General features: G+C 69.0%; 15 protein-coding genes. 2 read left to right on the top strand and 13 right to left on the bottom strand.

Features of this window, described 5'->3' with window-relative positions; all coding sequences use genetic code 11:
* The first annotated feature begins 99 nt into the window (after positions 1-99).
* Entirely contained in the window at positions 100-690 is a 591-nt protein-coding gene (gene cysC, locus F0185_RS07550) for an adenylyl-sulfate kinase (protein WP_167223088.1), read from the top strand.
* A gap of 4 nt (positions 691-694) precedes the next feature.
* Here the strand turns inward: cysC and F0185_RS07555 are convergent, their stop codons facing one another.
* From F0185_RS07555 to F0185_RS07615, 13 genes are all read right to left on the bottom strand, one after another.
* Positions 695-1,624, bottom strand: coding sequence for a class I SAM-dependent methyltransferase (locus F0185_RS07555; RefSeq protein ID WP_167223090.1), 930 nt, complete (start codon positions 1,622-1,624; stop codon positions 695-697).
* Positions 1,617-3,629 carry a hypothetical protein gene (locus F0185_RS07560; protein WP_167223092.1) on the bottom strand — a complete coding sequence of 671 codons (2,013 nt, stop codon included), beginning with the start codon at positions 3,627-3,629 and terminating at the stop codon, positions 1,617-1,619. The genes F0185_RS07555 and F0185_RS07560 overlap by 8 nt, the downstream gene beginning before the upstream one ends.
* Positions 3,617-4,930 carry a polysaccharide deacetylase family protein gene (locus F0185_RS07565; RefSeq protein ID WP_167223094.1) on the bottom strand — a complete coding sequence of 438 codons (1,314 nt, stop codon included), beginning with the start codon at positions 4,928-4,930 and terminating at the stop codon, positions 3,617-3,619. Before F0185_RS07565 ends, F0185_RS07560 begins: the two co-directional genes overlap by 13 nt.
* Complete coding sequence (locus F0185_RS07570; protein ID WP_167223096.1) at positions 4,927-6,435, bottom strand: class I SAM-dependent methyltransferase; 1,509 nt, start codon at positions 6,433-6,435, stop codon at positions 4,927-4,929. Before F0185_RS07570 ends, F0185_RS07565 begins: the two co-directional genes overlap by 4 nt.
* Positions 6,432-10,811, bottom strand: a complete 4,380-nt coding sequence (locus tag F0185_RS07575; protein WP_167223098.1) for a glycosyltransferase family protein — start codon at positions 10,809-10,811, stop codon at positions 6,432-6,434. The genes F0185_RS07570 and F0185_RS07575 overlap by 4 nt, the downstream gene beginning before the upstream one ends.
* A gap of 44 nt (positions 10,812-10,855) precedes the next feature.
* The gene (locus F0185_RS07580; RefSeq protein WP_167223100.1) at positions 10,856-12,076 is read right to left on the bottom strand and encodes a glycosyltransferase; all 1,221 of its coding nucleotides are present in this window, start codon (positions 12,074-12,076) and stop codon (positions 10,856-10,858) included.
* Positions 12,073-12,723 (bottom strand): class I SAM-dependent methyltransferase, encoded by a 651-nt coding sequence (locus tag F0185_RS07585; RefSeq protein WP_167223102.1) that lies wholly within the window; start codon positions 12,721-12,723, stop codon positions 12,073-12,075. Before F0185_RS07585 ends, F0185_RS07580 begins: the two co-directional genes overlap by 4 nt.
* On the bottom strand, positions 12,720-14,687 hold the full coding sequence (locus tag F0185_RS07590; RefSeq protein ID WP_167223103.1) for a glycosyltransferase family 2 protein: 1,968 nt from the start codon (positions 14,685-14,687) through the stop codon (positions 12,720-12,722). Before F0185_RS07590 ends, F0185_RS07585 begins: the two co-directional genes overlap by 4 nt.
* A 5-nt stretch (positions 14,688-14,692) precedes the next feature.
* A complete protein-coding gene (locus F0185_RS07595) occupies positions 14,693-15,727 on the bottom strand; it encodes a DUF4214 domain-containing protein (protein ID WP_167223104.1) in 1,035 nt (344 codons plus the stop codon).
* 62 nt (positions 15,728-15,789) lie between these two features.
* Positions 15,790-16,617 carry a hypothetical protein gene (locus F0185_RS07600; protein WP_167223106.1) on the bottom strand — a complete coding sequence of 276 codons (828 nt, stop codon included), beginning with the start codon at positions 16,615-16,617 and terminating at the stop codon, positions 15,790-15,792.
* A gap of 203 nt (positions 16,618-16,820) precedes the next feature.
* On the bottom strand, positions 16,821-19,250 hold the full coding sequence (locus tag F0185_RS07605) for a TonB-dependent siderophore receptor (protein WP_167223108.1): 2,430 nt from the start codon (positions 19,248-19,250) through the stop codon (positions 16,821-16,823).
* Between the two features lie 92 nt (positions 19,251-19,342).
* A complete protein-coding gene (locus tag F0185_RS07610) occupies positions 19,343-20,344 on the bottom strand; it encodes a FecR domain-containing protein (RefSeq protein ID WP_167223110.1) in 1,002 nt (333 codons plus the stop codon).
* Positions 20,344-20,856, bottom strand: coding sequence for a sigma-70 family RNA polymerase sigma factor (locus tag F0185_RS07615; protein ID WP_167223112.1), 513 nt, complete (start codon positions 20,854-20,856; stop codon positions 20,344-20,346). Before F0185_RS07615 ends, F0185_RS07610 begins: the two co-directional genes overlap by 1 nt.
* Before the next feature lie 908 nt (positions 20,857-21,764).
* Here F0185_RS07615 and F0185_RS07620 point away from each other — a divergent pair.
* Positions 21,765-24,773, top strand: coding sequence for a reprolysin-like metallopeptidase (locus F0185_RS07620; RefSeq protein ID WP_229476813.1), 3,009 nt, complete (start codon positions 21,765-21,767; stop codon positions 24,771-24,773).
* Positions 24,774-24,835: the final 62 nt, after the last annotated feature.

Raw genomic sequence — 24,835 nt, forward strand, 5'->3', positions numbered from 1 at the left:
AAATTCGCACCGCGCGTCAGGAAAACCCGCCGCGCGGCCATGGTTTATGTGAATATATCGTCGCTCCAGTTCGCTCACCCCCACTTGCCGAGTCCCGCCATGCCAACGCCTGCCGCCAGCATCACCCGCGCCGAACGCGCCGTCCAGAACCGCCACCGTGGCGCCGTGTTGTGGCTGACCGGCCTGTCCGGCGCCGGCAAGTCGACCGTGGCCCAAGCGCTGGCGCGGCGCCTGTTCGAGATGGACTGCCGCAGCTATGTGCTCGACGGCGACCAGCTGCGCACCGGCCTGTGCGCCGACCTCGGCTTTTCGGATGCCGCCCGCAGCGAAAACATCCGCCGCGCCGGCGAACTGGCCGCCTTGTTCGCCGACGCCGGCATGATCGTCATCTGCGCCTTCATTTCGCCCTTCGCCGATGACCGCGCACGGGCCCGGGCGCTGGTTCCCGACGGCGCTTTTCTCGAAGTGTTTTGCCAGTGCCCGCTCGCGGTGTGCGAAGAGCGCGACGTCAAGGGCTTGTACCGGCGCGCGCGCGACGGCCAGCTGGCCCAGTTCACCGGTATCTCCTCGCCCTACGAGGCGCCGGCCGCGCCCGACCTGGTGCTCGACACCGCCGGCGGCTCGGTCGACGACGCGCTGGCGTCGCTGCTGCTCCTGCTGCGCGAGCGGCGCATTGTCCATCAGTCGTAAGCCATCAGGCGTAGGCGGCGGCCGGATCGAGCTTGCGCGCATGCGCCACCGCGTACACGAAGTCGCCCGCATCGCTGTAGATATCGTCAATCGCCAGCAAGGCGGCCAGCAGGCCGTCGTCGCGCTCTTCGTCCAGGTTGGCCAGGATATCGTTCAGCGCGAGCATGTAGACAATGCCGCCGGCCGGTACCACCGCCGCATTCGGAAACACCGCCCGTACGCTGGGCAGGATGTTGGCGCTGTCGACGCACTCGCTCGGATCGGTGGCGCGCACGCCGGCGATGCTCGGGCGGCTCCTGCGCACCGGTATCAGGCACCCCGGCTGGTGCGGATTGTCCAGGTAGCGCGCCGGCAGCATCTGGCGCACGCGCTCGGCCAGGTCGAGCTGGTGATCGCTCCATTGCATGTAGCTCGGCGCCACGCACTCGTGCATGTAGAACAGGCCGCCGGTGTGGAGCACGCGCCGGCTCCACGCGACGGCGTCGAGGGTCGGGTTCATGTGGTGCAGGGCGTCGCGCCAGTACACCAGGTCGTATTGCCCGGACGCCGCGCCGGCGAACGGATCGGCGCTGCTGACCGAGATGCGCGCGCTCAAGCCCATGGCGGCGGCGCTGGCGTGGATTGCCGCGACCCGGCTGGCGGCGATTTCGACCAGGTCGAAGTGCTCGACCACGCCGGCTTTGAGCAATTGCAGCTCGTGGTAGGCGGCCCCGCAGCCGACCGAGACGGCGCGCGCGAAGGGGGTTCCGTCATTGTGCGCGCGCAGCAGGGCCAGGTCGCCGCCCTCGGTGCCGTCGCTGGCCACGCCCGAGATGCGCTGGTTGATGTGGCGCACGATGGCCTTCGATTGCCACCAGCGCGTGCGCCGCGGCAAAGGCGGCGGCGCGTTCCAGTGCGCGGCGGTTTGCACGGTGTCGCTTACGACGTCATTCATTCGATGCTCCTTGACGGGCCTGGTCGAGCGCGGCCAGCAGCGCGCCGACCAGCGGTGGCTGCGGCGCCATCACCACCGACAGGCTGCAACCGGCGCCGAGCTGGGCCCGCACGCTGCCCGGCAAGGCCGGATGAAATTGCGGATCGCTGCCTGTGGTGAGCAGCAGGCTTGCGCCATCGACTTCGCAAAAGCGCACGGCGCGCCAGTCCTGGCCGGCATGCCCATCGGCGTCCCAGCGCCACATCAGCGCGCCCTTGGGGCTGATCAGTTCGATCGACGCCAGGCGCAGCGCCAGGATGCCGTCGGCCGGGTCGAAGCGCAGGCGCTCGATGCCGGCCACGCCATGCGGAAAGGTGAAGTGCAGCACCTGCTCGCTGCCATCGAGCACGATCGGCAGGCTGAGCGCCTGCTCTTCGCTGAAGTCCTGCTCCGGCCCGCGCCAGAACAGCTGGCTCGCCATGCGCGGCGCCGCTGCCGGCGCGCTCTGGAAGCGCAGCGGCGCCGGAGCGGCCGGCGCGCCGAACAGGGTGGCGATGTCGCCGTCAGCCGTTTTGGACTGGAATTGGTGGTAGCTGATCAAGCCGGCGTAGGAGGCGCGCTGGGCCGCGAATTGCTGGTAGTTGAGATCGGCGAGCGGATAATCGAGCACCAGGCCATTGTTCCAGATCAGCCCGACCCCGTAGTCCTCGTCCACCGTTGCGGTGAGGCCCGGATTGTGGTGGCGCAGCAGGGCGAAGGCCTTGTAGGTTTCACCGCACCAGGTGCCGGGGCTGCGTTGCGCGCTGGTCCAGGCTTCCTTTTCAGGATTGCAGTCGTGCACCACCAGTACGCCGCCCGGATTGAGCAGCGCCGGCAAGGCGCGCAGCGCATCGTCCACCGCCGGGCGCAGGTGCACCGGATCGTAGAAAATGATGTCGAAGCGCTGCCCGGCGTGCCGCTCCAGCAGTTGCGCCAGGTCCAGGATGTCGTGCGGCGCCACCGTGGCCGCCGTGCGCAGCAGGCGCTCGGTGTTGGCCCCGTCGAGGTAATTATGTTCGGGAATATAGGCCTGGGTCTTGCTGTCGCAGGCGACTTGCCCGAAACAGCCGGAACCGTCGAACTTGTGGTATTCAAGATAGCGCTTGAAGCCGAATTTGCGGATCAGCCGGTTGACGACGTCCGCCTTGCCCAGACGCATGGGCGTCGCCGGCCCCTGCTGGCCGGGCGTGGGCAGCGTGAGCGGCGCTAAATCGAAGAACTGGCGCCGTTCGCGCACCAGGCGCTCGAAATACACCCAGCTGTGCTCGGGGGTGATCAGCTGCGGATCGGCCAGGGTCCAGTCGTCGGCGTAGCCGAGGGCGTGCATCAGCGGGTCGAGCAGCGGCCGGTAGTGCGCCACATCGTCCCGGGTGAACCAGTGGCGCCAGTCGCCGGCGCCCTTGGTGCGCGTGACGCGCTGGTAAGTCGGATCGACCTTGGGGTCGGCCCGCACGGCAAGGCCGAGGTAGGCCGAGAGGGCGTCCAGCCGGCCCGCCACCAGGTCTTCGTAGCGCAGGATGAACCAGTCGCCGCCATGGGCGGCGGCGAACGCCGCCAGCGCCTCGTTGGCGGCGCAGGTACGCTCCAGCAGGACCGATGGCGGGCGCAGTTGTGGAAACGCTTGCAGGGCCACCGAGGCCGGGTCCTGCTGTTTGCGTTGCAGCAGCGCGGCGATGGTGCGCAGCCAGGGGGCATCGTCCATCTGGACGCGGGACGACGCCACCAAGTACAGCAGCCGGCTGATGAGGTTATCGCGCGGGTCGCGCACCAGCAGGATGCGGCGCTCGAAGCCGGCGCCGAAGGCGGCGATGTCGTCGGCGCGCTCCTGTTCGAACAGCAGCTTGGCGGCCGTGTGCGGCGCCAGCGGCGGCAGGGTGGCGATGCGCTCCTCGAAATGAATCACGGGCTCGCCGCCCATCGCTTGCGCCACCGCGTACAGCAGCGCCGTGGTGCCGGTCTTGGCGGCGCCGACGATCAGGCAGCGCATTGCGCTTCTTTTTGGATCATGGATGTGCTCTCGTCAAATACGTCGCGCGGGTGCAGCCAGCGCACGCAGGAAAAATCGGCGGTGACGGCCAGCAGCCGCTCGAGGAAGCGCCAGGTGCCATCAAGCATGACGCGGTGGTGGCTGAGGATGCCGATCGGCTCGCTCAACTGGCCGGTGCGGCGCATCTGCAAAATCGCCACCAGGCGCCCGACCAGCGCGGCCGGCTCGCGCACGCCGGCGCCGTTGCGCCAGTCGACGATGTCGAGGTGGGTATCGACGCGCACCAGCCCATCGACCGGGGTATACGGCTCGGACAGGTATTGCGACACGCCGTAGAGGCCGAGCGCCGGCAGGCGCGCCGCCAGCGCCGGCGCCAGCTTGTTCCAGGGCGGCACCATGACCGGCATGAAGCGTTCGCCGAACAGCTCGCGCATGCGTTCGCTGCCGCGCACCAGGTCCGCTTCGGCCTCCACCGCTTCGCGCGCCGCCCCGAATTCGCCGTTGGGCTGGTCCGGCGCCGCATGGTTGGTGTGATTCCAGCCGTGCTGGCAAAAGGCCAGGGTCGGCATGCCGTCTTCGGTGGCGCGCGCCAGGGCGGCGTCGGCCTGGGCGGGAATGACCGCCACCAGCACCGGCGCGGCGTGGCGCTGCGAGAGCGCGGCCAGGCGGCGCAGGGCGGGGCTGTCGGCGACCAGGTCGTCGTCGCGCCACCACAAACCGCACTCCAGTTCTTCAGCTTCCCAGCACGCCAGTTCGGCGCGCAGCGGTGCGAACGGGTCCTCGACCACGCGCGCCGCCACCGCGGCCTGGCCGTGGCGCGCCTGCAGATACGGCAGCCAGCGCGCCGCGTCGGCGCCATCGCGCAGCAGCAGGCTGGCGGCCAGGCGCGCCGGGCTGCCCGGGTCGGCCACGTCCATGGCGATCACCGAACAGGGCGCGCAGTGCAAGGCCAGCAAGCCGGCCAGGGCGGCGCCATCGCCACCAAGGTACACGACGCCGCGCGCCGAGACCCTGTCGAGCGCTTCGACCACGTCCGCCGGCTCGGCGAGGGCCAGGTCGGGCGCCGTGGCGCGCCCGGCGAACCAGCGTTCATCGAGGCCGTGCGGGGCGGGCGCGGGCGCCAGCGTGCGCCAGGCCAGCAAGCCATGCGGGAGCGCCTGGAAGACGCTGCGCATCACCCTCTGGCGCGCGCTGCTGGCGCACACCGGGCAAAGCGCGTCGTGCGCCTCGCGCATGCCGGCCCCGCACAGGTTGCAGTGCGCGTCGGCGAGCTGGCAGGCCGGCGTCGGCTCGCGCATCATGGCAGCTGTTCGTCGACGATGACCAGGGCCGGGTCCCAGGCCAGCAGCCAGGCGCGCACGCGCGCGATATCGGCCGCATCCTTGGCGAACAGGTGGGCCACGTCGGAAGCGCCGGTGACCGGGTCAATGCCTTGCACGGCCAGCATGCCCATGCCCTTGCCGGCGCAGCCGAAGCGCTGGTACACGTCGCGCCCGTAGCGGTGCACATTGGCGTAGCGGTCGACCGGAACGTCGAAGTCTTCGGTCACGGCGCGCAGCTGGCTGCCGCCGAAACCGATGTGCAGCAGTCCGCGCGGCGACAGGACGCGGTGCATCTCGTCGAAGGCGGCCAGGTCGCGCGGAATGCATTCGAGCACGTGGCTGACGGTGAGGTAGTCGTAGCTGCCGTCCGGGCGCGCGATGGCCTGGATGTCGAGGCTGCCGGGGCCGTCGTACACCGACACTTCATGGCTGCGGAACCAGGCCGGGTTGTGCGCCGGGTCCGGGCTGAACTGAAGGCTGCGGCGCCAGTCGAGAAAGCCGACCGGCATGGCCTGCATCATGTGGCGCACCACGCGCTGGCGCTCCAGCGCGCCGCAGTTTTGGCAGCAGGGAGGCGCGCCGGTGCTGGCCAGGCGCCCGGCCGGGCCGGGGCCGAAGGCGCTGCCGCCGCAGATGTTGCAGGCGGGTGCGGCCGGCGTAGGCGCAGGCGGCGCCAGCGCTTCCGCTGGTGCGGGCGGGTCCAGCTCCTGCGCGGGCGCGCCCTGGCGGCGCAGCACGAACCAGTCCTGGAACTCGCCGTCGTTGGGGTCGCCCAGCCAGCTGCCCGGGTGGTGCGATGCGACGGTCCAGCCTTCCTCGGCGAACACCTGGCGCAGGAAGGCGTCCTTGTAGGCGATCACATGCAGCGGCTCGGCCGGGTTGTGGATGAAGGCGTGCGGGGAAATCTGCTCGGTCAGCCGGTAGCGCATCGCCGGGTGCTGGGTAAGCAGCGAAAAATCGTCCGGCAGGCGGAAAAAGGTGGCAAGCCACTTGCCGTCCGGGCGCACCAGCGGGCCGATGCGGCGCAGGTAGTGGCGGATGTCGTCCTCGTACATATGCGTAAACACCGAAAACGAGGTGACGCAGTCGAAGCTGGCCTCGGCATAAGGCAGCGTGATGTCTTCGAACGGCAGGCCGCCCGGATTGTAGCGGGCGTTATGCACGTTGGCGAAGTCGAAATCGTAGCGGGCGGCGTCGTGCGCTTGCGCAAAGTTGCGCTTGAGCCAGTCGACTTGCGTGGACAAAATGTCGAAGCCGCGGTAGCTGCCGCGAAATCCGGCGCGCCGCAACCCGTACGCCAGGCGGCCGTAGCCGCAGCCGACGTCGAGCAGGTCGCAGCCCAGGTCGACATTGTGACTGAGCACGGTGCGGCACAGGTGGTCGCAGATCGGCAAGAATGACTCGTCGGTCTCGGCCATGAAGCGCAGCCTGGCCGGTGGCAGCGGCGGCTGGAGCGCCGTGTCGGCGTTCAGGACGGCGCTCATGCGGCCTCCACGGCGGCAACGGGCGCGCTGGCGGCGACGGTGTCGGGCGCCAGCCGTGCGACGACCTGCAAGATGTCGTCGACGCGGTGCTGGAAAGTATGATTGGCGATGATCAGTTCACGCAAGCGTTTGCCTCCCCTGTCAGTTTTTGCTTTGCCGCGCTGTAGCCTGGCGACCCCGGCCGCCAGATTTTCCGGCGTGTTGTAGTAATGTACAGCATCGCCGAACAGCGCGCGGCACGCTTGCATATCGTCGCTGACGATGGTCGCGCCGCAGGCGCCGGCGTCGAACAGGCGGTTCGACACGAATCCCTGGTCGCGCATGTCGCTCCAGTGGTCGTTGAGCACCACCTTGGCGGCCGAATAGTAATGCCGCAGGCGTGCGTTGGGAATATAGGTCTGGCGCACCATCTGCGGCGGCAGGATGCCTTCCCACAGGCCGCCGTACACGGCCAGGTCGACCCCGCCGGCCAGCGCGTACTGCACCACCTCGCGCAGCTGGCCGCGCGAATTGCCGACGAAAATCACCTCCGGCACATCGAGTTCCTCGTCAAGCTCCGGATAGAACAGCGCCGGGTCGGTGCATTGCAGCAGCGGGCTGACCTGGTCGCCCATGCGCTCGCCCAGCCAGGCCGCAAAGCTGTTCGAAGCCACGAACGCATGGTCGTATTGCTGCAGTTCGGTCACGGTCACATCGTCCGGATGGCTGATCAGCCACGCCAGGTTGATGGCGGTCGGCTGCGGCTGGTACTGGGACAGCCCGCGCAGCACGATCACCACGTCGTCGGCGGCGGTGAGACCGCAGTACCAGTCGGGCAGGATGTCGATCCGGGCCACGTGCCCGCGTTTTTCCAGGGCGCGCTTGATGCCCAGCGCGAAGTGCCAGTCGCCCCATTGCTCGCGCTGGTCCATGGACGGCACCCCGATCTTGATCGCAAAGCGCAAGGTGTGCCGAAGCAGGCCGCGCAGGCCGTCGCGGAAGGTGGCGGCGCGCACGTCGTAGGTGTGCTTTTCCAGCACCTCCCGATGCAGCCTGGCGGCGAGCGCCTCGCGTTCCTCGTCGTTGTCGAGGTAATGGCGCAGCAGGGCCTGGAGTTGCTGCTCGTCGTCGAAGGCCGGCAGCAGGCCGGGGAACAGTTCCTCGGCGCCGCCACGGCAGTTGGTCAGCACCAGCTTGCCGGTAGCCAAGGCGTCGAACACGCGCGAATTGAGCGAGTTCCAGTTGCGCGTGACCGGGTGGCTGTCGTCGAGCACGATCTTGGCGGAGTTGTAGATTTCGGGCAGCGCCGCGTACGGCACCGCGCCGCGCCAGTGGGCCTTCCAGTCGGGCCGGTCTTGCCAGCCGTGGCCGTAGATGGCGAAGCGGTAGCGCTCGCGCGCCAGGTCTTGCAGGCCGATCGCTTCGCGCTCGGCGCCCCAGTAGCTGCCGGTAAACGTGACGTCGCTGGCGTGTTCGGGCGCCGCCGGCAGCGGCTTGAAGCGGGCGGCGTTGGCCGCGATCGGCAGCAGGGTCGCTTCGATGCCGGTGGCCTCGCGCAGATGGGCGATCGCTTTCTGCGACGACGCAAACACCAACTGGTAGGCTTGCAGGTGCGGGGCGTCGATCCACTGGTCGACCCGGTTGCGCACCCAGGCCACCGTGACCAGGCCCGGATTGGCTTCGCTGATTTTTTCGATGGCGTAATCGTGGCGCATCACCACCAGCACGTCGGTGCCGGGTAACTGGTGGGTTGGCATGGACGCGAACATGACTTCCCAGCCGTACAGGCGGTGCAGCGCCTCGCCCAGTTCCAGCGCCGTGAAAAAGTCGCCGGCCGGGGTGCTGATGGCGGTGGCGGTGACGGCGATGGTGACCCGCAGCGGGGCCGGGCGCCACATGGTGTCGCCCTCGACCAGCGAGCGCAGGATGGTGCGGGTCAGCTGGCGTCCGTAGCGCCCGATGTACAGGTTGCGGTTATTCGCATGCAGCTTGGCCGAGTACATTTTCTGGTGCGCGCCGGCGCGGATCTTGGAGTCGCGCGTGGCGCTGCGGTTGTGCAGCGCCACGGCGGCGGTATCGCACAGCACGGCCTTGCCCAGGCTCAGGCGCAGGGCCAGGCACAGGTCCACGTCTTCCATGCCGTAGACATAGCCTTCGTAAAAGCCGCCGACGGCCTTGAATTCCTCGGCGCGGCACATCAGCAGGGCGGCGGTGGCCACCGGCAGGTCGTAGCAGCCGGCCAGGTCGGCGTGCGGCTGCTCGCCGATTTCCATCGGCGCGTAATAGCGCTGGCCCTTGCCGGCCAGGGTGTCGACCTTGAACTGTACGCCCTGGTGATGGGTGACGTAGCGCCAGGCGTCGGCCCCGCTGGCGAGCGGCTCGAGCAGCTTCAGGCCGACCGCGCCGACCTGCGGATCGTCGAGGTGTTCGCGCATCACCGCCAGGCAGTCGTGCAGCATGACCAGGTCGTTGTTGGCGAAGACCAGGTAGCGCCCGCGCGCCAGGGCGGCGCCGTAGTTATTCGAGGCCGCGAACGAAAAATTGACGCCGCGCGCCAGGATGCGCAAGGGCAACCGGTCGGCATAGTCGGCCGCCACGGCCAGGCTGGCGTCGACCGAGCCGTGGTCGATCAGCAGCAGTTCGTAGTCGTGCAGCCAGTCGATGCGCAACATCGATTCGAGCAGGTCGCGCAGGATGGTGGCGCCGTTCCAGTTCAGGACGATGATCGAGATCAGCGGCGTGCCGGGTTCCGCCAGCGGCGCCGGCAGGCGCGCGCGCCGGCCCTGCCACAGTTGCGGCGGCGCGCGGTGGCTGTAGTGGCCGTCCGGCAGGGGCGCGATCTGGCGCCCGAAAAAGTCGACCAGCGGGAAGCGCAGGCTGTCGTTCTCGATCTTGAGGCCGAGGCCGCCTTCGACGATCACGGCCCGGATCTTGCGCTGGGCGCCGTTCATCAGGTGGGTCGGGAACCTGAACAGGAAGGCATGGTGGCCATGCCGGTTGTCGCTGCGCAGGCGCGCGCTGAAGCGGTTGGCCTCGGCCACCGCCAGCAAGGTGTCGTCGACATAGATGGCGACGTGGACCGGTACCGCCGGGTTCTTGCGGTCCCAGGCCCAGCCCATGATCATGCCGGTATTGAGCTGTTCGACAAACCCCTGGTAGCGCTCGGCCGGGTCGATCTTGGCCAGTTGCTCGGGCGCGAGCAGCAGCGGCACGTCGTATTCGAGCCGAAAATTGAGCGGCATGCCGTCCACCCGCACGCTGATCCGGCGCGCCTGGCCGTCGTACAGCGCGGCCGGGAACAGCAGTTCGAAGCCGTGATTGCCGCCGGTTTGCAACAGCTTGTTGACGTCGGGCCGGGCCAGCTGCGCCTGGCCCTGGCAAAGCAACTGCTCGCCCTCGTACAGGCCGACCGTGAGCACCTGGTTGGTGTCGCGCGTGTCAAGCGCCCAGCCGTGCAGGCCATTCGGGCCGACCCGGTCGACCCGGCCCACCACCGGATAGCGCCATGCCAGCGAGAGCGCGCCGCCCTGGGTGCGCAGGCGGCAGCGGGTGCCGTGCAGGTTGATGGCGATGGCGTGCGCTTCGCCGTCGTACAGCCTGAGCGGCAGCTCGAACTTGAAGTGGAAGGCCGCGCCGGGTTCGGCGCCGGCGTCCACCGGCATTTTTCCCAGGCTGCGCTGGCCGTCGTCCACGCGCAGCTCGGCCGCGCCGCCGGGCACCCCGAGCGGATCGATCCAGCCGTACAGGATGCCGTTGCGGACGTGGTAGTTGCCGGCGTCGACAGCGGCAAACACGCTCAGTTCGCGCGGCAGCGCCAGTTGGGCGCCCAGTTCCGGCACGCGCAGGGTCAGCTGGTGCAACTGGCCGTCGAACAGCGCGTCCGGCACCGGCAGCAGGAAAACCGGGCCGCTCTCCTGCGCCGCCAGCAGCACGCCATCGGCATGCAGTTCGATGGTCAGTGCCTGGCCCGGCCCGGCGCCGTGGATGACGCCACCGATGCCGGCCGCTTCCACCTGTTCGAGCACGATGGCGCCGCTGGGGTGGCGCGCCGGCTGCGCGCCGCCATCTTGCGCGGGGGCGCGCGCCAGCTTGATGGTGGTGTCGAAGACCCAGGCTTCGAGCGTGTCGAGCGCGACCTGGGGCATGTGGCGCGGCAGCGGCCAGTGGAAGCCGAAGCCGCCGGCATCGTCGCGCTCCACGCTGCAGGTGGTAAAGCCGATCGGCTTGCCGCCGGCGCGAAACTCCAGCGCCAGTTGCTCCTGCGGGCAATTGAGGTCCAGGCACCAGCCGCTGACGCCGTCAGGGCCGATGCGCTCGATCAGGCCACGGATGGCGCGCCCGGCCAGTGCGCCGTTGCCGGCGCGATCGTTCGATACCGCGTTGCTGCTGACATCCATGCTGTCTCCTGAATCGGTAGAGGGAGTTGGAAAGACGGTTGCGGCTAGCTGGCCCCCAACCATTGGCGCTGGCGCGCCAGGCACTGCGCCAGGTCGGTGTCGGGCAGGTGGCGCGGCTGGCGCGGGCCTTGCGGGCCGGCCGCGCAGCGTTCGGCCAGGGCGTCGGCAAAGGCGGCGGCGTCGAAGAAGGGGACGGTAGGCACGTCCAGGCGCGCGGCAAATTCGAGCACGGGCGCGGTGGCCGAGGCGATCACCGGCAAGCCGGACAAGGCCGCTTCGAGGAAGGACCATGACAGCACGAACGGCACGCTCCAGTAGGCATGCACGCGGCTGATGCTGAGCAGGTCCAGGTACTGCGCCGGCGCCAGCTGGCCGGTGAAATGCACGCGCGCCAGGTCGATACCGTCGCCCACCTCGGCCAGCATGTGTTCTTTCCAGCTGGCGCCGCCGGGGGCCGCGTGGCCGTAGCCGCACGCCTCGCCGCCGGCCACGATCACGTGCGCCTGCGGGCGCCGTTGCAGCAGGTCGGGCAGGGCGCGCATGAACACCTGGAAGCCACGCATCGGCTCCAGGTGGCGCGCCACGTAGCTGACCACTTCGTCGCCGGGCTGGAAGGTGCGCATGCCGCCCTGCGCGAGCGGCAGCGCCAGGCGCGCATCGGGCTTGAAGCGCAGCCGTTCGCTGTCGACGCCGTCGTGGATCACGCTGATCTTGTCACGCGCCCCGGCCGGGTAGGTATTGCGCTGCCAGTGCGTCGGCGAGAGGGCGGCGTCGGCCAGTTCCATGCTGAGCAGGTTGGTGCTGTTACGCAGGCGCAGGCGCCAGCGTTCGGGCAGGCTCAGGGGCGGCAGCGAGGGGTCGAAGCCGACATCCTGGCCTTCCAGCGCGTAATAGTATTCGCAGTAGATCAGCAGCCTGGCGTGCGGGAACACGTCCTTGATGAACAAGGCCTCGCCCCAGCCCGGATGGGCATAGATGATGTCCGGTGTAAAACCGTCGCGCTGGAGCTGCATGGCGCAAGCGGCGCAGGCTTCGGCGTAGCGCACATGGGTTTCCTGCTCGGCCAGCAACGGATGGGTGTCGGCGCCGGCCGCGCGCAGCAGCTGGTAGCGGCGCAGGGTCACGCCAGGCGGCGCCACGCCGGGCGTCGCCACGCCGCCGTCCAGGCCGAGCGCCACCACCTGGTTGCCGGTTTCTTGCGCCAGGTTGGCCGCCAGGTGCTGGAACTGGGCTGGAAAATTCTGGTGGATGAACAGGATCTTCATTGCATCACCCCGGCCAGCTCGTCCCACACGGCGGCGCCGGTGGCGGGCATGCAGGCCAGCGCCCACAGGTCCCAGCGGGTTCCCTCGTGCACGCGCACTTCGGCGAAGCCGGCGCCGAGCAGGTTGCGGCCCAGGCTGGCGGCGGTAAAGCCGGTGCGGTGCGCCATGTGGCGGTGGCCGGCGGCCAGCGCGGCCTGGTGGCCGAACAGCATGTCGAGCGGGCTGATCGCGCCGGCGGCGGACTGGTACAGCGGCGCGTCGAGCTGGCCGGCGGCGATATGCAGGGCGATGGCGCGCAGGTCGGGCAGGGTGATGACCGCGTAGCCGTCCGGGCGCAGCACGCGCCGGAACTCGGCCAGCGCGCGCGGCACCTCGAAGGCGTCGAGGTGCTCCAGGTTGTGGGCCGAGTAGACCGCGTCGACGCTGGCGTCGGCCAGCATCGACAGGTCGCAGATGCTGGCGACGATGTCGGGCGCGACGCCGGGGTCGATGTCGAGGCGGATTTCGTGCCATGCGGGGCCGTGCCAGCAGGCCGGCAACGCGCGCCCATTGCGCGCGCCGCAGCCGACGTGCAGCAGGCGTCGCACGCGCGCGGCGGCGCACGCGGTTGGCGGGGGAGTCGGGCAGGCAGCCGCGCTAGCGCTCATCGGGCGCCGGCCTGGGCGAAGCGGAACGGCGCGGCGGCGGCCGGCGGCACGCCGAGCCAGGCGCTGAACCAGTAACGGGCGTCGAAGGCGGGACCGAGGCGCACCGTGTCGATCCCGGCCGGGACGTCGTCGCCCTCGCACACCAGCACCACGGCGCAGGCGCCGATGGTCAGCAGCTCGGTGTCGCCCAGCAGCGCCTCGCCGTGGCGGGTCGCCGCCGGCAGGGCGTCGACCACGCCGGTGCCCCACAGCAGTTCGCTGACCTCGCCGATGACCAGCAGGCGCACGCTGTCGTCCTTGCGCGCGGCGACCAGGCGCGCCAGGGCCAGCACCTGCGTCGCCTGCGGCGAGCCGATGCGATGGCGCCAGACCGCGATGCGGGTGCACGATGAGGCCACGCTCGTGCCTGGCGCGCAGGCGGGGGTGGCTGGCTGCGCGGCCGGCATGGGCGCCTCGGCGCCGCCCGCGCGCCGGGCCAGGGCGGCGCGCGCCGCAGCCAGCGGATCGGTGCGCAGGAAGCGCTGGTACTGGGGGTAGTAGTCGGGATAGCGCGCCACCAGCACGGCGCGGTTCTGCTGTACCCGCAAGTGCTTTTCGGCGCCGAACGAGACGCCGCCGGCGTGCGCCACGAACACGCCGGTGGCTACGTAATGGCGGTAGCCGGCGGCGCGTGCGCGCAGGCACCAGTCGACCTCCTCGCCGTAGCCGCGTTCGAGCGCGGCGCCGTCGAGCGTGCCGATGGCGGCCAGCGCGCCGGCGCGCATCAGCATGGCGAAGCCGCAGCAGGCCGGCACCTCGACATCGACCGTGGCGCCCTCGCGGTGCAGCGCGGCGGCGCCCTCGTCGAGCTCGCGCAGGCGGGCCGGGTCGGGCACGGGCGCGGCGCGGGCGATGTCGGGAAAACTGCTGATCTCGCCATTGTTCGACCATGGCGTCACCGACGCGATGTCGGGCGCGCGGTAGAGCGCGGCGCGCATGCGGTCGAGCCAGTCGCCATGGACCAGGGTGTCGGCGTTGAGCAGCAGCACGTCGTGTCCGGCGCAATGGCGCAGGCCGCGATTGACGCTTTCGATGAAGCCGAGGTTGTAGCGGTTGCGCAGCACAGTGATGCGCGGATCGGCTTCCAGGGTGTCGAGCCAGGCCGACAGCGCGCTCTCGCCGCTGGCGTCGTCGATCAGCAGCAGGCGCGCGTCGATGCGGTTGGCGGGCAGGCTGGCCAGCACGCTGGCCACGCAGGCCTGCGCCTGTTCCAGGCCGCGATACAGGGGCACCAGCACGGTCAGCGGCGCTGGCTGCGCCGGCGCCGGCGTAGCACTGGCCGGGCGCGGCGCGGCGAACACCAGGGGCGAGCCGGGCAGGCAGGCGCCAGCGCCCGGCAAGGCCAGCGACCAGACCCCGTCCGCATGCGGCGGCGCGAAGCGGAAGCGCGCGCCCTCCAGGCGCACCTCGTAGTGCTGCCCGCTATGCTCGTCGTGCAGCAGCAGGCTGGCCGCTGGCGTGGCGTCGAACAGCATGCCTTCGATGTCGGCGCCGCTGCGCCAGCAGGCCCCGGCCGGGGCAAGGCCGGCCGACTGCGCGTGCGCCAGCAGGCTGGCGTGGTTGCCGGCCCGGCAGCGGCGCGGCAGCAGGGCCGGCGCCAGCGACGCCACCCGGGCCGGCTCGCCGGCGGCCAGCCAGGCGGCCAGCAGCTTGTCTTGCATGTTGGGGTCTTGCGGATCGCGGCGCCAGGCGCGCAGCCACGCCGCCGCGCTCAGGTTTGAGCCGAGCGATTGCAGGATAACGGCGCGCAGCAATGCCGGCGCCACCAGATCGGCATGGCGCCGGCACAGCGCTTCCGCGCCGAGCAGGGCGTCGGCCGGGAAACCGGCCTGGAACGCCCCGACCGCGCGCGACAGCAAAAAGTCGTCCCGCAGGCGTGGCGAGCGCCAGGCCGAGGGCAGCGCCGTTGCCGACGCGCTCGCCACCACGTTCAGACGATATTGTGAACGACGGTCACCGATCCGACCACGACCGGCTCGATGTGGGCGGCGGTGCCTTCCAGGCTTTGCCCGGCGTCGGAAACGAAACCGGCCAGCACCGATGCGCGCGACACGCCGCTGTCGAGCACTTTGGTCCACCATGCCAGGCCTTCGGCATCCGGCGCGCGGTCGAAGGTGTTGCGGTACAGGGTAGTGAGGAATTGCTGGTTGTCCTGTGCCGGCAGGGCCTTGTATTCGGTCGAGTTGAGGAAGCTCTGGGCAATGCTTTCCAGCGATACCCCGGCGCGTGCGGCGTCGAGCCAGAAATCGAGACCACCGGCGTCCGGCGTGCGACCGAGCGCGGCTTCGTAGATGGTGGCCACCCCGGCCTCCTTGAAATCCTCGGCGAACACCAGCGCCTGGGTGCCGTCGAGCTGGACGAACTGGAGCTTGGTGATATCGGTGGTCTTGAGGTCCTTGAGGTTGGTGACAATGGCGTGGCCATCCTTGACCGTGACCTTGTAATCGGCGGCGTTGCCACTGAGCTGGACGATGGCGTTGCCGGTCCCGCCGACCACGGTGCTGTTGCCCAGTCCGGCAATGACGGTGTCGTTGCCGCCGCCGGTCTGCACCACGCTGTTACCGGTCCCCAGGTTGAGCTGGGTGTCGCGCGTATCGGCGATCACGAACTTGTCGGGGCCGTTGGTGCCGACCACGACGCGGTCGACCTTGTTGTCCGGCACGGAAGCGGTGCTGTCCTCGAACCTGACGTTGACGCCGCCCTTGCCCTGGAACACGATCACCGGGGCATTGGGCGGTGGCGTCATGGCCGCGACGAAATTGTCGGACGAGTTGACCAGCACCACTTCGGCGCCGAACGGGGCCGTAATTTTGCCGTTGGTGTCGGGCGCGACGGTATCGAAGCGCACGGAGTTGTCGACGGCGGCGGTCAGCTGCAAGATGCGGTCGATGGTGCCCTGGGTGAAGATAAGGGGATTGATGCCACGCAGGGTAGTGGTGGCACTCGCGCTCGGTAATTCATACATAAGTAGTTCTCCTCTTGTCGTTGAGACGCCTGCTCAAGCCGGTCCTGGCGACCGCACGCCGCTCAGGAAGCGAGTTGCTGTGCGGTACCGTTGGACTTGAACACCTTGGTGCTGGCCGATTCCTGCCAGGGATTGCGCTGGGCGCCGACCTGCTCGTCCAATGTTGCGCTCAGGTTGACTGCCGTCAGATGTTCGAGCCCGGATGGCCCGCTCAGCGGTACGGCAGATTGCAGCGGCACCTGATAGCCGCCGCTGAAGTACGCTGTACCATCGAGCCGCCATTGACTGGCGCGCGGGCCGATCAGGGCGAAGGTGACAGCAATGATGCGGCGCGCTTCTCCGCGGGTACCGCAAAATTTTCCGCTCTTGACCATCGGCAGTGCGCCGCCGCCTTCGACCACGATGTTGTAGGCCAGGTCGACGCCGTCGGGGCGGTCCGGCCACACCACCTGGAAGCCTTCCAGGCGCAGCAGGCTGCGCGGGTCGCCGAGCAGCTCGCCGGGCGCGGCGATGATGTCGCCGTCGCGCTCCACATGGCCGATCAGGGTGATGCCCTGGGCGCCGATCTGGACGCCGCCGGCCGCTGGCGGCGCGGGCACGATCGCCCGCGCGGCCGGGACCGCGGCGCTCGCGCCGGGGCGGTCGAGGCCGATCTGGTCGACGCGCAGCGCGGGGATTGGGTCGCCCTTTTGTTCGAGAAATGCGGTCACGAGCAGGCTGACCGGTCCGCCGCTGACATGCACGACGATGCAGTCGCTGCCGTCGCGCAGCACCGCGTTGTGGGTGCCGGGCGTGCCGAGCGTTTCCAGCGTGCCGTCACCACGCGCGCCGGGCGCGCGTGCGATCGACAGTGGCGCCATGCCCTGCTTGGGATGGCGCAGGATATACATGCCAGGCTGAAGTAGAACTGTGGAACCAGTAATTTCCATACGGTACACCACCCAGAAGAAATAGTTGATTGGCTAAGTTTCTTATGCAAAAACTATAGCGCAAAGCAAGGGCGCGCACGTCCGGACCCCTATCTATTTTTTTCGGGTGTTGTAAAACGGGAGGGACGCGGCGCGTACTGCTGAGCTAGCGCGCCGCGTGAAAGCTACCAGCGATAGTTGGCCGTGGCGACCAGTTCGCGCCGGTCGCCCGGATAGCAATCGCCATCGCTGCAATTGCCCAGATGTTTCTTGTCGAACAGGTTGCGTGCGTTGAGCGACAATTCCCAGTGCGTACCGACCTGATAGCCCAGGCGCGCATCGAACAAGGTCACGCCCGGCACCCAGCGGGTGTTTTCGAAGTCCGGCACCTTGCTGTTGTAGCGCACGCCCATGCCGGCTTTCATGCCGCTTACCCATTCGCCCGGGACGCGCGCGTAGAGCCACAGCGCCGCCTTGTGGGCCGGCACCTGGCCATTCTTGCGCCCGACCAGCTTGGGATTGGTATCGCGCGTGACCCGGGCGTCGGTGTAGCTGTAGCTGGCGGTGGCGTCGATGCCGCGCACCAGGCTGGCGTTCGCTTCGAGCTCGAGCCCGCGCGATCCCACTTCGCCGCGCTGCACGTTGAACCCTTGATTGAACGGATCGGCGGCGGCCACGTTCTGCTGGACGATATCGAACACGGCGGCCGAGAGCATGGCGTTGGCGCCGGCCGGCTCGTAGCGCACCCCGACTTCATACTGGCGCCCGCTCGTCGGCTTGAACCTGACGCCGTCGAAGGTGGCGCCGGCCTGCGGCTCGAACGAGGTGGAGTAGCCCGCGTAAGGCGACACGCCGCCCGCCAGCAGCCAGACTCCGCCCAGGCGGCCGGTGGTCTTGTTGGTGCCTACCGGACCGTTGACCCAGGCGGCGACGGCATTTTCGCGGAAGCGGTCCTGGCGCACGCCGGTCACGATCACGAACTGTTCGTCGAACTTGGCCTGGTTTTGCAGGTACACGCCGCTCTGGCGGGTGGTGGCGGCGTAGTCGGGCTTGAGCTGCGGTGCGGCGAACGGGCCGGTCCCGGTGCCCAGGTCGAACTGATTGTTGGGCGTGGTGCCCCGCAAGGAGTTGCCACTGATTTTGCTCAGGTCCACCCCGGCGATGGTGGTGTTGGCCCACTTGCCAGCGTTCCACTGAAACTCCAGGTAGTTGTCGCTCTGGCGGCTCTCGGTGTAATCGTTGATGTGCTGCGCGCGGCGCACGACCACGCTGTCGCTCACCAGGCCGGTGAGGAAGTTGACCTGGTAGTCGAGCTTGACCTTGCCGTAGCGGCTGCGGCTGTGAAAACTCAGCTGGTCGTTGATGCGCCGCTCGAACAGCACGCCGGTGGACCATTGATTGCGCTCGAAGTGGTCCCAGCCTTTCTCGGCAACCGGAATGTAATGGCCCACCGCTTCCACATATTTGAAGGGATAGGCGTCGCCGGCGATGCGGTCTTCCTGGTAATTCGCCAGCACCGTCAGGGTGGTGTCGCGGTCGATCTTCCAGGTCAGCGAGGGGGCGAAGTAGCGCTCCTTCTTGCTCGTGCCGGGGGTCATCAGGTCGTACTGCTCGCTCAGGGCGACCAGGCGGTACAGCAGGGAGCCGTCCGCGTTCAGGGCGCCGGAGATATCGCCGGCCACGCCACGGCGCTCGATGTCGCCGGCGCGCACGCGGATCTCGCCCTGCGCCTCGTCGGTCGGGCGCTTGGTGATCGAATTGACCGTGCCGCCGGGGATGGTGCTGCCGAACATGAGCGAGGCCGGGCCGCGCAAGAACTCGACGCGCTCGACGCCGTAGCTGTTCAGGCGCGGCATGGCGTACATATTGCCTGCGTCCTTCAGGCCGTCGCGGTAATTGCCGCCGTTGGTGCTGCCGATGCCGCGCGCGATCGACCAGTCATAGCGGTCGTCGCGGCCGTAGGTGCGCGGGGTGAAGCCCGGCACGTATTCGAGCGCTTCGGCAAGGTTGGACACGCCGCGCGCGTCCAGGTTGTCGCGCGTGACGACCGAGACCGACTGCGGGATGTCGCGCGTCGCGGTGGCGCTCTTGGCCGCCGTGCTGTTGCGCTTGGCGACATAGCCGGCCAGCGGCGCGCTCGGGCTTTCGGCGTCGGCGCGCGCCGTCACGGTGATCCCGGACAGGGCCTGGGTGCGCGTCGGCGGCGCCGCCACCGCGGTCGTTGCGGCGGCGAGCGGGGCCTGCTTGACCAGCACGTAGCCGCCATTGGCTTGCGCCACGGCCGCCAGGCCGCTGCCGTGCAACAGCTGGGCCAGGCCGTCGGCCACCGCGTAGCTGCCGTTCAAGCCGGGGCTGTACAGGCCGGCGGTGGTAGCGCTCGGAAACGACAGCAAGATGCCCGCTTCGCGCCCGAAGCGATTGAGCGCCCCTTCCAGCGGGCCGGCCGGGATGGCGTAGGCTTGACGAGCCGGCGCCGCGTCGGCGGCCAGCGCGGCGCCCGGCAAGGCGGCCGTGGCGACCAGGCCGGTAGCGAGCGCGTGGCCGATGGCGACCAGCAGCGCGCGCTGGGCGAAACGGGGCCGTCGATGGTGGGGTGCTTGAGTGCGTTGCCGCATGGTGGATTCCTTTTGCAAAGTTGAAGATGTCGAGTGCTCACCTTGCATGTCACGCGAGAATCGAAAACAGCTCAGGATGCGGAAAATATTGTTTATCGGCGTGCCGGGCGCAGCGTCACCCAGTAGCGCGTGAGGAAATGTATCTCCACCGGCAAGGTGGTGCGCAGGGTGTCGAGAATGCGGTCGGTGTCGGCCAGCGGGTAGCTGCCGGACACGCGCAGGTCGGCAATCGCGGCGTCGCAGCCCAGCCGCCCCGGCCGGTGCCGGCTGAGCTCGGCAAGAAAGTCGGCCAGGCGCATGGCGCTGGCGACCAGCATGCCATCGGCCCAGGCGACGCTGTCGTCGTCGGCGGCGCGGGCGGCGTCGACCCCATCGGCGCTGAAGCGGGCCTGCTGGCCGGCGCGCAGGATGCGCAGCGGCGCGTGCAAGGCGTGGCGCGGGCGGATCGCCACCGCGCCTTCGAACACATCGACCCGGCTCGCGCCCGCATGCTGGCGCACGGCGAAGCGGGTGCCGAGCGCTTGCAGTTCGCCTTCGGCGGTTTCCACGATGAAAGGGCGGGCGGCGCGGTCTTTGCCAGTATGGATCAGGATGTCGCCGGCGAGCAGGCGCACGCGCCGCTGCGTGGCGGAAAAGCGCACATCGACCGCGCTGCCGCTGTTGAGCGCCAGCGTGCCGCCGTCTTCCAGCGCGATGGTGCGGCGCTGGCCGGCGCCGGTGCGGGCGTCGGCGCGCCATTCGCGCCACGGCGCTTGCTGGTGCGCCAGCCAGGCGCCGCCGCCGGCGCACAGCAGGGCCGCCAGCGTCTTGGCCGCGGCGCGCCGGGGCAGGGGACGGGCCGGGGCGGCGGGCGCGTCGAGCAGGGCGGCGTGGGACAGCTGCGCAGCGCCGGCCGCGCCGCGCCAACGGGCGTTGACGGCGGCGATGTGCTGCCATGCGCGTTCGTGCTCGGGGTGGGCGGCGCGCCATTGCTGCAAGGCGCCGCGGGTGGCCTCGCCGGCCTCGTCCGACTGCAGTTCGACCAGCCATTCGACCGCCTGGCGCGCCACGGCGGCCGGCACCGGCCGTGCGCCGGCCGGGTCCGGCGCCGCCATCAATCGGGCGCCAGGCCGAAGTAGCACTGGGCGCCGGCGCGCACCAGGTGGCGCTTGACGGTGCTCAGCGAGATGCCGAGCTCGGCGGCAATGTCGGCCTGGCTCATGCCGTCGAGCTGGGCGAGCAGGAAGGCGCGCTTGACCTGCGCCGGCAGGCCGGCCAGCAGGCGGTCGATCTCGACCAGGGTTTCGAGCAGGATGGCGCGTTCTTCGGGGGAGGGCGAGAGCGCCGCCGGCGCCATTGCCAGCGCGTCCAGGTAAGCGCGCTCGATCTGCTCGCGCCGCCAGTGGTTGGCCAGCACGCGCTGGGCCACGGTGGTGAGAAAGGCGCGCGGCTGGTCGATCGCGACCGGTTCGTCGCGCGTGAGCAGGCGCAGGAAAATATCATGCGCCAGGTCGGCGGCGCGCTGCGAACAGCCGAGCTTATTGCGCAGCCAGGCGCGCAGCCATCCGTGGTGGTGGCTGTACAGGTGGTGGACCTGCTGCAGAAGCGCCGGCGCGGCAACGGACATGACACGATTCCTGGTCAGGTGCCCTGCACCGACAAATGTGAATGAGAATTATTATCATTATAGACGAGACCCGGATTGCATGGCAATTGCAATCGTGGGCCTGGGAATGACTCTCTGGCAGCACTGCTGCGCCACCGGGTTGACTCTCATTGCGTCGCGGCGCGGTATGCCGCTTGAACCGCCGGGATCAGGGAGGGATGAAGGATGCCCAGCTTGGGTATTCGTCCATGCGGCGCCGCAGGGGGCACCGAGAACCACTCGCTGGTATCAGGCAAGTCGACGGCGCGCTCTCCAGCGGTAGGCTCGGCCCATCACAGCGGTTTCATGGGGTCTCGATGTCAAACAGGCTCGACCTGACAGAGCGTTTGACGCCTTGTGGTACCGCATTGTCGATGTCACGCATTTGCTCGTCTGTGAGGGGGCCATCGTCGGCGTCGTATTGCGGTAGAAGTCTCGTTGCGAGACCGGTGGCGCTATCGGTCGCATGGTAGCGAAATGCGATTTGATCGGTCGTGGTTGGGGTAGTCACGATGTTGTTCCTCACGTGGATGTCTTAAGTTATCCATGCGTTCATCCTTTGTCAAGCCGGTACTGCACGAAAAACCATGAAGGGCAGGAAGTAATGCATTTCCAGGGTCGATCATTGGCGATTCCTGACGACGCCTTGAGCGTGGAATCCCTCCTTGATACCCACCCGGCATGTGCCCACCCGGTTGTTGCAGAAATTCAAAATTAATCTTGTGTCAAATGCCAATCCAGCAATACTATTAGTACAGTTTAGTTGCATTATTTGCAGCCAGGCCAGGGCGGCTTTTTTGACCAAAAAACATGCCCGTTGATCCGGAACAATGCGCAGGAAGACATCTCACCACGACCAATATATTCACCAAGCCGCGAAAGGGCACCGCATGACAATGAAGCCTTGGAATCCGCTGTACAACGGCGGGTTGCAACATCCGCGTAGCGCCGCATGCAAGAAATCTTCCCTTGCCCTGTGTATCGCCCTGGCCTTCGCCGCCGCCGCGCCCCTGGCGCAGGCCGCCGTGGCCGCACCGGCCGCCGCGCCGGTCTCGAGCCAGCGCGCCGCCCCGTACTGGCAGGATGCGACCGTCTCGAGCGGCCGCATGGGCATCGCCAGCGCCAAGACACCGGCCCTTTCGCTCAAGCGCTTCCGCGGCGCCACCCTGGACGCGGCCGGCATGGCCTCGCTCACCGCCAGCGCCCCGCTCGAACGCGGCAGCAGCATGATGGCCAGCAGCCAGACCATCTCGCTGCCGCACCCGGATGGCGGCTACCAGCGCTTCACCCTGGTCGAGTCCCCCATCATGGAAGCCGCGCTCGCCGCCAGGCACCCCGGCATCAAGACCTACAAGGGCAGGGGTATCGACGACCCGAGCGCCACCTTGCGCATGGATATCACCCCGCTCGGCTTGCACGCCTCGGTACGCTCGGCCAATGGCGGCTGGTATGTGGACCCGTACTACCATCTCGATACCAGCCTGTACGCCAGCTACAGCCGCAGCGACCTGATCAACCAGCACGGCCCGCTGGTCGAAGGCGCGCTGCCCGAAGCGCAACTGGCGCTGTCGCATTCCTTCTATAAAGAAGGCGTTCCGGTCGAGGTGCTTGGCACCGGCTTCGTGCCCGGCGCCACTGTCAACCTGACCGTGCGCGGCGAAGCCGACACGGCCACCCTGCACAGCGCCACCGCCACGGCCGATGCCAGGGGCACGATCCGCGTGACCCTGCCGGCAGGCCGCGCCGGCGCGTTCGACCTGAGCGCCACCGACGGCCAGAACACCAGCGCCGTGCCGTTTCGCGTGATGGATGGCGCCATGGCGCCGAACGTGGCCGTCAGCGACCAGCTGCGCACCTACCGGCTGGCGCTGGTCACCGACCCGACCTACGCCACCTATTTCGGCGGCGCTGCCAACGTCACCGCCGCCAAGGTGACGCTGATCAATCGGGTTTCGCAAGTGTATGAAGACGAGACCTCGATCCGCCTGGTGCTGATCGACGCCACCGACGCCCTGAACCTGGACACCGCCGCCCAGATGACGGAGCCCAACGGCCCGTGCGGCGCGGCGGCGTGCTTTACGCCGACCCAGGCCGAAGGCTGCGGCAGCGGCACCTTGTCGCGCAACCGTGTCGTCACCGGCTTGCTGGCCGGCGCCGGCAACTTCGACGTCGGCCACATCGCGCTCGGCCTGAACGGCGGCGGCGTCGCCAGCCTGGGCGTGGTCGGCGCGAACGGCAAGGCGCAGGGCTGCACCGGCCTGCCGAAACCGATTGGCGACTCGTTCGCGGTCGACTACGTGGCGCACGAACTCGGGCACCAGTTCGCCGGCAACCATACCTTCAACGGCGTCATCTCCAATTGCAGCGGCGGTAACCGCAATCCGGGCACCTCGGTCGAAGTGGGCAGCGGCTCATCGATCATGGCCTACGCCGGCATTTGCGGCGCCGACAACCTGCAGCCGCACAGCGATCCGTACTGGTCGCAGCGCAGCTTCGATGAAGTCGTCGCCTACACCTCGAGCGCCGAGTCGATCCTCAACGAAGTGCAGGTCGCCGCGCTGCGCGGTTTCAATACGGCCGGCCAGCAATTCCGCATCAAGGTCAATGGCAACCTGTCGGCGCCGATCGTACGCGGCACCAACTACACCACGGCCGGGGTCAAGGCCGCGCTGGAAGGCAGTCCGGGCTGGCCGGCGGGCGGCACGGTGACCGTCAGCGCCCTGAGCGACGCGGCGTTTACCGTGACGTTCAACGGCAAGCTGGCCGGCCTCAATGTCGCGCCACTGCAACTGGTCGACTTCACGGCCGGATCGAGTGGTTTCGTCGGCGAAGTCGCCGTGGGCGGGCCGACCACGCGTGGCGGCAGCGTCGCCGCGACGGGCAACAACGCGCCGGTGGTGACGGTGGCGGCCAGCTACACGATTCCGGTGCGCACGCCGTTCGCCCTGACCGGCAGCGCGACCGACGCCGATGGCGACCCGATCACCTACATGTGGGAGCAGAACGACCGGGGCGCCGCCGGCGGCACCGGGCTGACCAGCAACGTCAAGCTCAATGGCCCGCTGTTCCGCCAGTTCGGCACGCGCGCCACCGTGAGCGCCGCCGCCACGCTCGAGTACAACTCGCCGGGCGAAAACCACACCACGGCCGATCCGACGCGGGTGTTCCCTGACCTGGCGCAGATCCTGTCGAACAACACCAACGCGGTCACGGGCGCGTGCGCCGTCGCGGCCACGCCGCCGAGCCTGGCCGACATCGAGTGCTATTCGGAATATCTTCCGACCGCAGCCTACGTCGGCCTGGCCGGCACCAACGCGGCGCCGGCCTCGCTCAACTTCAAGCTGACGGCGCGCGACGGCCGGGGTGGCGTCAACAGCGCCGGCACCTCGCTGGTGCTCGCGCCCGAGGCCGGCCCGTTCCTGGTCACGTCGCCGAATACGGCGCAAACGCTCGATCCGGGCTCGCTGCAGACCGTCACCTGGAACGTCGCCAACACCGACGTGGCCCCGGTCGGCGCGGCCAGCGTGAACATCGCGCTCTCGACCGACGGCGGCAAGACCTGGCCGGTGCTGCTGGCCGAAGGCGTGCCCAACAACGGCAGCGCCCAGGTCACCCTGCCGGCGGCGCCGGCGGCGGCGGCCCGGATCAAGGTGGAAGCGGTGGGCAATGTGTTCTTCGACATCTCCAACGCCGACTTCGGCATCCACCTCGCGGGCGACCAGAACATGGACGGCAGCGTCGACTGCGCCGACCTGGCGCTGGTCAAGGCCGCTTTCGGCAAACGCACGGGCCAGGACGGTTTTGACGCGCGCGCCGATGTGCTGGCCGACGGTGTCGTCAACGCACGAGACCTCACTTACGTAGCGCAGCGCCTGGCCAAGGGCGCCGCCTGCAACTGACCGAAGCACGGCCGGCCGGGTGCGTGCGCATCGGGCCGGTCGTTACCGCATATTGAGCCCCA

It is taken from the genome of Massilia rubra, assembly GCF_011682065.1.
GTDB classification, from domain to species: Bacteria; Pseudomonadota; Gammaproteobacteria; order Burkholderiales; family Burkholderiaceae_D; genus Telluria_A; species Telluria_A rubra.

Coding starts and splice junctions, on each gene's coding strand:
- cysC (WP_167223088.1), top strand. CDS start 100: ATGCCAACGCCTGCCGCCAGCATCACCCGCGCCGAACGCGCCGTCCAG.
- F0185_RS07555 (WP_167223090.1), bottom strand. CDS start 1,624: ATGAATGACGTCGTAAGCGACACCGTGCAAACCGCCGCGCACTGGAAC.
- F0185_RS07560 (WP_167223092.1), bottom strand. CDS start 3,629: ATGCGCTGCCTGATCGTCGGCGCCGCCAAGACCGGCACCACGGCGCTG.
- F0185_RS07565 (WP_167223094.1), bottom strand. CDS start 4,930: ATGATGCGCGAGCCGACGCCGGCCTGCCAGCTCGCCGACGCGCACTGC.
- F0185_RS07570 (WP_167223096.1), bottom strand. CDS start 6,435: ATGAGCGCCGTCCTGAACGCCGACACGGCGCTCCAGCCGCCGCTGCCA.
- F0185_RS07575 (WP_167223098.1), bottom strand. CDS start 10,811: ATGGATGTCAGCAGCAACGCGGTATCGAACGATCGCGCCGGCAACGGC.
- F0185_RS07580 (WP_167223100.1), bottom strand. CDS start 12,076: ATGAAGATCCTGTTCATCCACCAGAATTTTCCAGCCCAGTTCCAGCAC.
- F0185_RS07585 (WP_167223102.1), bottom strand. CDS start 12,723: ATGAGCGCTAGCGCGGCTGCCTGCCCGACTCCCCCGCCAACCGCGTGC.
- F0185_RS07595 (WP_167223104.1), bottom strand. CDS start 15,727: ATGTATGAATTACCGAGCGCGAGTGCCACCACTACCCTGCGTGGCATC.
- F0185_RS07600 (WP_167223106.1), bottom strand. CDS start 16,617: ATGTATATCCTGCGCCATCCCAAGCAGGGCATGGCGCCACTGTCGATC.
- F0185_RS07605 (WP_167223108.1), bottom strand. CDS start 19,250: ATGCGGCAACGCACTCAAGCACCCCACCATCGACGGCCCCGTTTCGCC.
- F0185_RS07610 (WP_167223110.1), bottom strand. CDS start 20,344: ATGGCGGCGCCGGACCCGGCCGGCGCACGGCCGGTGCCGGCCGCCGTG.
- F0185_RS07615 (WP_167223112.1), bottom strand. CDS start 20,856: ATGTCCGTTGCCGCGCCGGCGCTTCTGCAGCAGGTCCACCACCTGTAC.
- F0185_RS07620 (WP_229476813.1), top strand. CDS start 21,765: ATGACAATGAAGCCTTGGAATCCGCTGTACAACGGCGGGTTGCAACAT.